The organism is Phenylobacterium sp., assembly GCF_016793285.1.
Lineage (GTDB): Bacteria > Pseudomonadota > Alphaproteobacteria > Caulobacterales > Caulobacteraceae > Phenylobacterium.
The window spans coordinates 34,165-44,105 of the sequence record NZ_JAEUMO010000065.1 but is presented as its reverse complement, the minus strand read 5'-3'; the positions used below and the strand labels follow the sequence as shown (position 1 = coordinate 44,105).

The 9,941-nt window shown below is 69.7% G+C and carries 6 protein-coding genes; all 6 read left to right on the top strand.

Features of this window, described 5'->3' with window-relative positions; genetic code table 11:
* Positions 1-40 precede the first annotated feature (40 nt).
* Positions 41-1,243, top strand: a complete 1,203-nt coding sequence (locus tag JNL41_RS06925) for a CoA transferase (RefSeq protein ID WP_293473547.1) — start codon at positions 41-43, stop codon at positions 1,241-1,243.
* Positions 1,244-1,337: 94 nt separating this feature from the next.
* On the top strand, positions 1,338-2,975 hold the full coding sequence (locus JNL41_RS06920; RefSeq protein ID WP_293473546.1) for an acetolactate synthase large subunit: 1,638 nt from the start codon (positions 1,338-1,340) through the stop codon (positions 2,973-2,975).
* A 4-nt stretch (positions 2,976-2,979) separates the two neighbouring features.
* Positions 2,980-4,146: an acyl-CoA dehydrogenase family protein gene (locus JNL41_RS06915; protein ID WP_293473545.1), complete on the top strand. Its 1,167-nt coding sequence runs from the start codon at positions 2,980-2,982 to the stop codon at positions 4,144-4,146.
* Positions 4,147-4,410: 264 nt separating this feature from the next.
* Positions 4,411-6,510, top strand: a complete 2,100-nt coding sequence (locus JNL41_RS06910) for a TonB-dependent receptor (protein WP_293473544.1) — start codon at positions 4,411-4,413, stop codon at positions 6,508-6,510.
* Positions 6,511-6,573: 63 nt separating this feature from the next.
* Positions 6,574-7,989, top strand: a complete 1,416-nt coding sequence (locus tag JNL41_RS06905; RefSeq protein WP_293473543.1) for an MFS transporter — start codon at positions 6,574-6,576, stop codon at positions 7,987-7,989.
* Positions 7,979-9,940, top strand: a complete 1,962-nt coding sequence (locus JNL41_RS06900; protein ID WP_293473542.1) for a prolyl oligopeptidase family serine peptidase — start codon at positions 7,979-7,981, stop codon at positions 9,938-9,940. Before JNL41_RS06905 ends, JNL41_RS06900 begins: the two co-directional genes overlap by 11 nt.
* The last annotated feature ends 1 nt before the right edge of the window (position 9,941 follow it).

Here is a 9,941-nt window from a genome sequence, read left to right as displayed (position 1 = left end):
GGAGTCGGCGTGGAAGTGTCTGCCGAGTTCAGGGGGGACGATGTTCGGTCCGTTGCACGATGTCCGGGTCCTCGACCTTACCGGCGTGGTCTCGGGGCCATTTGGCGCGATGTGGCTGGCGGACCAGGGCGCGGACGTGATCAAGGTGGAGCCCCCCGTCGGCGGGGACCAGGGCCGTTACGTGGGCGCGGGTTTCCTCGGCTACAGCGCGCTGTTCGCCACCTGCAACCGCAACAAGCGCTCGATCGCCCTGGACCTCGCGAAGCCGGAGGGCGTCGAGGTGGCCCTGGCGCTCGCGGCGCGCGCCGACGTGGTGCTGGAGAACTTCCGCCCGGGCGTCGCTGAACGGCTGGGCATCGGCTATCGAGCGGTGCGCGAGCGGAACCCGCAGGTGATCTACGCGTCCATCTCCGGCTATGGGCCCCAGGGCCCCTATGCCGGCCGTCGGACCTACGACTCCATCGTCCAGGCCGGTTCGGGCCTGGCCGACATGCAGGCTGGGGGGCGAGAACCGCCCCAGCTCGTGAACAGCATAATCTGCGACAAGGTCGCCGGCCTGGCCGCGGCCCAGGCGGTCACCGCGGCGCTCTACGCCCGGGCGCAGGGCGGCGGCGGCCAGCAGATCTTCATATCGATGCTGGAGGCCACGCTCGCGTTCAACTGGCCCGACGTGATGTGGAACGAGACGTTCCTCTCTGAGGACTTCCGGCCGGGCCTGACGATCGCCGACACCTATCGGCTCTGGCCCACGCGTGACGGCCACATCGCCATCGTGTTCATCAGCGGCAGCGCCTTCCAGGACTGGTGCCGGGCGTTGAGCGCCCCGCCCGAGGTGGCGGGCGAGACGTTCGAGACCGAGGCGGACAGCCGCCTGCGCTGGCTGGAACTGCGGCCCCTCTGGGAGGCGCGGATCGCTGCGCTGGACACCGAAGAAGCTCTTCGCCGGTTCCACGCCGAGGGGGTTCCCGCGGGCCGCGTCGCGCGGCGCGGCGAGGTGGCCGGCGACCCGCAGGTCGTGAGCGACGGCTCGATCGTGCGTCTCGAACACCCCGAGTATGGCCCTATGCAGATGGCGCGGCCGGCGGCGCGCTTCGCGGGGTTCCGGCCTCCGGCCCCGCGTGTCGCGCCCGCCCTGGGCGGCGACTCGCTCGCGATCCTCGAAGAGATCGGCATGGGCGGCGAACGGGCCGAGCGGCTGCTGCGCGACGGCGTCGTCCGCACCCAGGCGGCGCCTGCCGCCTGACGCCACGTCTGCGTCGCCGATGCGGGGCGCGGCAGCAGGCATGACTTGAAAACATGACCCATGGGTCATATAAAGCGCGCGGAGAGGGCGAGATATGTCCAACGACCTGAGCACAGCGGCGCGGGGGGAGACGACGGCCGCGGCGCCGAGCGAAGCCCGCGCCGCGTCCAACGGGGCCGACGCGCTCATCCGCACCCTGGCCGACAACGGCGTGACGGCCTGCTTCGCCAATCCCGGGACCAGCGAGATGCAGTTCGTCGCGGCGCTGGACCGCGAGCCGCGGATGTCGGCGGTGCTGTGCCTGTTCGAAGGCGTCGCCACGGGAGCGGCGGACGGCTACGGCAGAATGGCGGACCGCCCGGCGGCGACCCTGCTCCACCTGGGAGCGGGCTACGCCAACGGCGGCGCGAACCTGCACAACGCACGCCGGGCGCGGACGCCGGTGGTGAACGTCGTGGGCGACCATGCCACCTATCATCGGGCCTACGATACGCCGCTTTCGAGCGACATAGCCGGCTGGGCAGCGCCGAACTCGGCCTGGGTCCGCAGCGCCGACCATGCCGACCGGGTGGGGCCGCTGGCGGCCGAAGCGGTCACCGCGAGTCTCGGCCCTCCCGGAGGCTGCGCCACACTGATTCTGCCCGCCGACAGCGCCTGGAACGCGACGGCGGTGCGCGGCCGTGCGCTCGCCCCATCGTCCCCCGTGGCGCCGGATGCAGAGCGCATCGCCGAGGTCGCGGCCGGCTTGCGGGGCGCAAAGGCCGCCGGCCTGCTGATCGGCGGTCGCGCTTGTCGGGCCCGCGGCCTGGCGGCCGCCGCGCGCCTGGCGGCGGCGGGCGTGCGCGTCTGGACGGAGACCTTCGTCGCGCGCCAGCGGCGTGGAGCCGGGATCTTCGCGCCGGCGCGGCTGGCATACTTCGGCGAGGTGGCGCACGACGAACTGGCGGACCTCGACACGCTGGTCCTGGTGGAGGCGCAGGCGCCCGCCGCCTTCTTCGCCTATCCCGACAAGCCCAGCGCGCTGTGGCCGGAGGGCTGCCGCATCGAGATGCTGGCCGGCGTGGACGAGGCCGGCGATGTCGCGCTCGAGATGCTTGCCGACCTGCTCGAGGCGCCGCCGGCCGGTCCCGTGGCGTGCGCGGCTGCGCCGCCTGCGCCACAGGGCGACCTGTTTCCGCAGTCCGCGGGCGCGGCGATCGCGCGCCACCTGCCGCACGACGCCATCATCTCGGACGACGCGGTCACTGCGGGGATGCCCATCTTCCTGCAGACCGCGTCGGCAGCGCCCCACGACTGGCTGATGCTGACGGGAGGCGCCATCGGGCAGGGGATCCCGCTCGCCATCGGCGCGGCCGTGGCCTGTCCTGACCGGAAGGTCGTCTCGCTGAACGGCGACGGCGCGGCGATGTATACGGTGCAGGGCCTCTGGACGATCGCGCGCGAGCAACTCGACGTCACCGTCGTGGTGTTCGCCAACGGCGCCTACAAGATCCTCAACGTCGAGTTCGGGCGGACCGGCTCGGGTCGGCCGGGCCCCGCCGCGCGGCGGCTGCTGGACCTCGGGCGGCCCACCATCGCCTGGACGACCCTGGCCGAGAGCCTGGGCGTGCCGGCGACGCGCTGCGAGACCGCCGAGGCGTTCGACGCCGCGTTCGCGTCCGCCATGGGGCGCCGGGGACCGCGCCTGATCGAGGCGGTGATGTCGCCGCCGCCACAGCGGGTGGGGGCCTAGTCGGATGGACTTCACCCGGCCCGAGGCGCACGCGCTGATCCGCGAGGGGGTGCGCCAGGTCTGTCGCGCCTTCCCCGACAGCTACTGGTCGGAATGCGACGAGCAGCACCGCTTCCCGTGGGCCTTCTACCAGGCGATGGCCGAAGGCGGCTGGCTCGGTATCGCGACGCCGGAAACCTACGGCGGCGCGGGCCAGGGGATCACCGAGGCGTCCATCCTGCTGGAAGAGGTGGCGGCGTCTGGCGCGGCGATGAACGGCGCCAGCGCCCTCCACATGTCGATCTTCGGGATGCACCCCATCGTGCGGTTCGGCTCCGAGTCGCTGCGCCGGCGATTCCTGCCGCGCGTCGCCACCGGCGACCTGCATGTCGCCTTCGGCGTCACCGAGCCCGACGCGGGCAGCGAGACGACCCGGATCGCCACGTTCGCCAGCAAGGTCGATGGCGGATACCGGGTGCGGGGCCGGAAGGTGTGGACCTCGAAAGCCCTGGAGTCGGAGCGGGTCCTGCTGCTCGTGCGCACCACCCCGGTCGAAGCGTGCGCGCGGCGGACCGATGGCCTCACCCTGCTCTTCGCGGAACTGCGCCGGGCCGAGGTGGACATCCGGCCGATCCCCAAGGCTGGGCGCAATGCGGTGGCGAGTTGCGAGGTGGCCTATGACGGCCTGTTCGTCAGCGAGGAGGACCGTGTCGGGGATGAGGGCGCGGGGTTCCGCTACCTGCTGGCCGGTCTGAACGCGGAGCGCATCCTCGTCGCGGCCGAGGCCCTGGGCATCGGCTGCGCGGCCCTGCGCCGGGCGACCGACTATGCGCGCGAGCGGGTGGTCTTCGGTCGGCCGGTCGGCCAGAATCAGGCGGTGGCGTTCCCGCTCGCCGAGGCGCGGATGCGCCTCGATGCGGCGGAGCTCGCGATCCGCGAGGCGTCATGGCGCCTGGATCGCGGCCTCGACTGCGGGTCGCAGGCGAACCGCGCCAAATGGCTCGCGGCCGAAGCGGGGTATGCGGCGGCGGACGCCGCGGTGCAGACCCACGGCGGCTTCGGCTACGCGCGCGAGTACCACGTCGAACGCTACTGGCGCGAAGCGCGGGTGATGCGCCTCGCGCCGATCTCCCAGGAAATGGTCCTCAACTACGTCGCCGAGCACGACCTCGCCCTCCCACGCGCCTACTGACCCGGCGGCCGACCGAACAAATAACCGAACTAGTCAGTCATATTAGATGAGGTAGATCTTGTTCGCGCGGGGTATCAGAAATCGGATCGACAAGAAAATGACGAAGAAACAATATGATAGCAGAAATCAAACCCTCGCAGATGATCCTGAAATAGCTGTTTCAATTTAATGATAAGAATGTCATATAGCGAACGCCTAGCCGACGAGCAGGCAGCGGGAAACGAGGGGGCTCACATGCGTCGTTGCAGTACGTCATGGATTGCGTTGGCGGTCGCCGCCGCCGGCTGCGTGGGGGCCGGCGCGGCCAGCGCCCAGACCGCGGTCGAAGAGGTGATCGTCACCGCGACGAAGCGGGAGGAGAACCTGCAAGCGGTGCCGGTCTCGGTGACCGCGTTCACGGCTCAGGAGCTGCAGCGTCGAGGCGCGGTGTCCCTGCGCGACCTGCAGTACTCGGTGCCGAACTTCAACTACTCCAGCAACGACTTCAACCGGCGGCCCGACGTGTCGCTGCGGGGCATCACCTCGACGGCCCGCAGCCCGGGCGAGGACGGCTCGATCGGCTTCTACGTCGACGGCGTGTTCCTGGCCCGGCCAACGGACTGGAACCCCGACATCCAGGGCCTCGAGCGGATCGAGGTGCTGCGCGGTCCGCAGGGGACGCTGTTCGGCAAGAACACCATCGCCGGCGCCGTGAACATGGTGACCAAGCGGCCGCAGGACACGTTCGGCGCCTCCGTCGACGTCGAGGCGGGCAACCACAGCGCGCTCCGCGCCGTCGGCATCGTCGACATGCCGCTGATCGCCGACAAGCTCTACAGCCGCGTCTCGATCACGCGCTTCCGGCGCGACGGCTTCACGCGCAACGTGTTCAATAACACCCGCGTCGACAGCGAAGACCGGTGGGGCGGCCGGCTGCAACTGCGCGCCAGGCCGTTCGAGAACTTCGAGGCGAACCTGAGCTACGACTACATGACCGAGACCCCCACGCGGGTCATGCGCGAGATCATCTCCGGCGCCAATCCGCTGACCTTCATTCCCGGTCCGCGCACGGTGTCGTTCGATCGAGCGAACGTGAACGACCGCACGCTGCAGGGCGTGCATCTGACCACGGACACCACCTTCGGCGACTACACGCTCACGACGATCACGGCCTATCGCAAGTCGTATGTGGACTTCCAGGTCGACGAGGACACCGGTCCGCTGGACGACCAGCGCACGCGGATCCTCGATCACAATCATCAGTTCAGCAACGAGGTGCGGCTGACCTCGCCGAGCGGCGGGCGGCTCGACTACGTGTTCGGCCTGTTCTACCTCGACGTCTATTCAGACCAGAGCGGGGGCTTCGTGCAGAACGGCGTGGCCAGCCCGTTCTTCCCCGGGCTCACGGGCGCCAACCGCACGGTGTTCACCAACAGCTACGCCGCCTACGGCAACGCCAACTACCACCTCAACGACCAGTGGACGCTGAATGTCGGCCTCCGCTACGGCTACGAGACCAAGCGGCTGGAGTTCTTCCGGTTCAACCAGAACGGCGGCTTCTTCGGCGGCGCCTTCCCGGCGTTCGGGCCGATCACGGACAAGATCCTGGACCACGACGTCTCGCCGATGGTCGGCATCCAGTACAAGCCCTCGGGCGACGTGATGGCCTACGCCAAGTGGTCGCGGGGCAACAAGAGCGGCGGCTGGAACGCCGGCCTCAGCTTCCGCGGGGCGGAGCCCTACAAGGCCGAGCGGGTCGACAACTACGAGGCCGGCTTCAAGGCCGACTTCCTCGAGGGCCGGGCGCGGACGAACGTCGCCGTGTTCTACATGGACTACCGGAACCTCGCGGTGACCACCTTCGGCGGCCTCGCCAACGGGGTGGGCTTCAACGTCGACAGTGCGGCGAAGGCGGTGATCAAGGGCGCCGAACTCGACTTCACCCTGGTGCCGGTGGACGGCCTGGAGATCGCGGGCGGCGTCGGCTACCTCGACAGCGAGTACAAGAACTACCGGGCATCCGCGACCGTCAACAACAGCGGCAACCGCCTGACCTTCGCGCCCAAGTGGAACGGGAATCTGCGTGTCCAGTACACCCGGCCGATCGGGGACGACCTCGACTTCATGGTGCGCGGCGAGTGGCAGTACCGCGGCAACCAGTACGGCAACCCGGCCAATACGCCGGCGTCGCTGACGCCCTCGTACAGCCTGCTGAACGCCCGCATCGGCATCGCGCGGCAGGACGAACGCTGGGGTGTCTACCTGTGGGGTCGCAACCTCGCCGACAAGGACTACCTGAACTATGCCGACACATTGGGCACGGACCGCGTCGGCACCTACGGCGCTCCACGGACCTATGGGGTCGCCGTGAACCTTCGGTACTAGGTTGCGCCGGCTGCGCCTCACCTCCCCGACGCGCGGCCTCTGCCCGGATCCGAGGAGCGTGTGATGCCGAAACCCCACATCGCTCACACGGGCGGGCTCCAGGCGAAGCATCTGCTCGCCTGGAGCCTCGTCTCCATCATCAGCAGCATGATGATGATACCGCTGAACGCCCTCATTCCGGCGTTCTATGCGAAGAACACCGCCATCGACCTGGCGACGATCGGCATCATCCTGATGGCGGCGCGGCTCTACGACGCCGTCGCCGATCCGGCCGTCGGCTACCTCTCGGACCGCACCCGGGGCCCGCTGGGCCGGCGCAAGCCCTGGATCATCGGCGGCGGCGTGCTGGCGACCGGCGCCGTCTACCTGCTGTTCAATCCCCCGGCCGCCGCCTCGGGCAGCTATCTGCTTCCCGTCCTGCTGATCTTCTACACCGCCTACAGCATGCTGGCGGTGCCGCACTCGGCCTGGGGCAGCGAGCTGTCGCGCGCCTACCGCGAACGCTCGATGATCTCGGGCGTTCTCACCTTCGCCAGCGTGGTGGGCCTGCTGCTGTTCATGGGCCTGCCGCTGCTGCTGTCGTCGCCGCTGCTGCCGCTGTTCGCGACCGCCGAAATCACGCCGCCGATGCTGAAGCTGCTGGGCTGGCTGATCCTCGCGCTGATTCCGCTCTGTATCGGCGCGGCGGTGATCTTCGCGCCCATCGGGACGAACGCCGACGAGTCCGGGGCGGTGACCCTGCGCGGCGTGGCCCGGTCGTTGCGCATCAACCGGCCCTTCTGGACCTTCGCCGGGGCCTACGCCCTGACCGGCCTGGCCTACGGCGTCTACTATGGGACGTCGTACATCTTCATCGACGCCTACCTGGGCATGGCCGACAAGTTCCCGGTGATCTACGCCACGGCCGCCATCGCGCAGATGGTGTCGATCCCGCTGTGGACGCGCCTGTCGCAGACATACGAGCGCAAACATATCTGGGCGTTGGGGATCGCCAGCTTCGGGCTGCTGCTCACCCTGCGCGTCTTCGTACCCCCAGGCCAGGCCGGCTTCCCGTGGCTGTTGGCGCTCGCGACCATCGCGAGCTTCGCGAACGCCGCGTCGCAGGTGCCGCAGATGGCGGTGCTCGCCGACTGCATCGACTACGACACGCTGCGCACCCGCGCGAACCGCGCGGGCTCGTACTACGCGATCCAGCAGTTCGTGCTGAAGGCCACCCTGGCGGCGGGCGGGGGCGCGGCGTTCCTGGCGCTGAGCCTGATGGAGTTCGACGCCAGGGCCGCCATCCATTCGCGCGCCAGCCTGAACGGACTGGCGCTGGTGCATACGGGCGCGCCGCTGATCCTGTTTACGGCCGCCGGCGTGATCCTGTGGCTGTTCCCGCTGGACCGCGACCGGCAACGTGTCATCCGTCGCCGGCTGGAGCGCCGGGCGGCCAGCGAAATGTCCCTGGTGTCAGGAGCGTCCCCGCATGGTTCATGAAGTTTCCTACGGCGCCTGGCCGTCACCGTGGACACCCGAGCTGGTGTCGACCGCGTCGGCCTTTCCCGTCTACTGGACCGGCCAGCTCGAGGTGGATCGCGACGGGGCGGTCTACGCGCTGATCCGCCGGCCGGAGGAGGGCGGGCGCAGCGTCGTCGAACGCGTCGCGCCGGGCGCGGCCACGACGATCACGCCGGACGGGTTCAACCTGCGCACCACGATCTACGAGTACGGCGGCAGCGCCTTCCTCGTGCGGGACGGCGAGTTCTTCTTCATCAACGAGGACCAGCGCTGGTATCGGCATCGCCCTGGTTCGGCGCCCGAACCGATCACGGCCGAAGGGCCTTATCGGTATGGCGCGCCGGTCCTCGACGCGCGGCGCGGGCGCATCGTCTGCATCCGCGAAGAGTTCCAGGACGCCGGCGAGCCGAAGAGCACGATCGTGGCGATCGATGTGCGCGGCGACACCTTCGGGACCGTGCTGGTGGCCGGCGACGACTTCTACGCCTGGCCGGTGCTCAGCCACGACGCCGGTCGGCTGGCCTGGGTCTCCTGGAACCACCCGAACGTGCCGTGGGACGTCACCGCGCTGCGGGTCGCGCAGCTCGACGCGGCTGGGAGCCTCGCCGCCGTGGAGACGGTCGTCGCCGAAGAGGCCGAGGTGGCCTGCGATCCACGCTTCACACCCTCGGGCGACCTGATCTTCATGACCGACCGCTCGGGATGGTGGCGGCCCTGCCGCTGGCGGGGCGGCGAGATCGAGCCGCTCTGCGACCTGGAACGCGATTTCGCCCGGCCCCTCTGGCAGATGGGGACCAGCGACTGCCGCGTGCTCGACGACGACAACCTGCTCTGCGTCTACACCGAGGAGGGCATGAACCGGCTGGGGCGACTGCACCTGCCGACGGGCGAGCTGTCGACCCTCGAGCTGCCGTTCACCTACTTCGCCCGGCTGGAGGCGCGCGACGGCGTGGCCTACGCCCTGGCCTCCTCGTCGACCATCCCGGCCGCCATCGTCCGGATCGAGCTGGAGACCGGCGAGCACACGATCCTGCGCCAGGTGATGTCGGCCGAGCCGATGGCGGGCGCGATCTCGCGGGCGCAGCACATCCACTTTCCGAGCGCAAAGGGCCGGACGGGCTTCGGCTTCTTCTATCCGCCGACCAACGCCGATTGTCGCGGACCCGAGGACGAACGACCGCCGCTGCTCGTCGTCAGCCACGGCGGGCCCACAGGCTGCACCAACACCTGCTTCAACCCGGGCATCCAGTTCTGGACCAGCCGCGGCTTCGCGGTCTTCGACGTCAACTACGCCGGCAGCACCGGCTACGGCCGCGACTTCCGGCATCTCCTGCGCGGGGGCTGGGGCGTGGTGGACGTCGAGGACCATGTGGCCGCGGCGCGCCACCTGGTGGCCGAGGGTCTGGTCGATCCGGAGCGCCTGGCGGTCCGTGGCTGGAGCGCCGGCGGCTACAACACCTTCGCGGCGCTGGCCTTCGCAGACACCTTCCACGCTGGCGCTTCGTATTTCGGCATCAGCGACGTGGCCTACTTCGCGAGCCAGACCCACAAGTTCGAGTCGCGGTACGCGGACTACCTCGTCGGCCCGCGCGACACGTCGGAGGCGCTCTATCGGGAGCGTTCGCCGCTCCACAGCGCCGACCGGATCACGGCGCCTCTGGCCATGTTCCAGGGCGAACGGGACAGGATCACGCCCAAGAACCAGTCCGAGCTGATCCTCGAGAGCCTGCGCAAGCGCGGCGTGCCCGTCATGTACATGCTGTTCGAAGGCGAGGGGCACGGCTTCCGGCGCGCGGACACCAACCTGGCCTGCCTGAAGGCCGAACTGGCGTTCTATGCGCGGCTGTTCGGCTTCAGGCCCGCCGACGTGCTGCCGCCGATCGTGATCGAAAACGTGGACCGGCCGGCGGCTGCCGCGGGAGCCGTTTGAC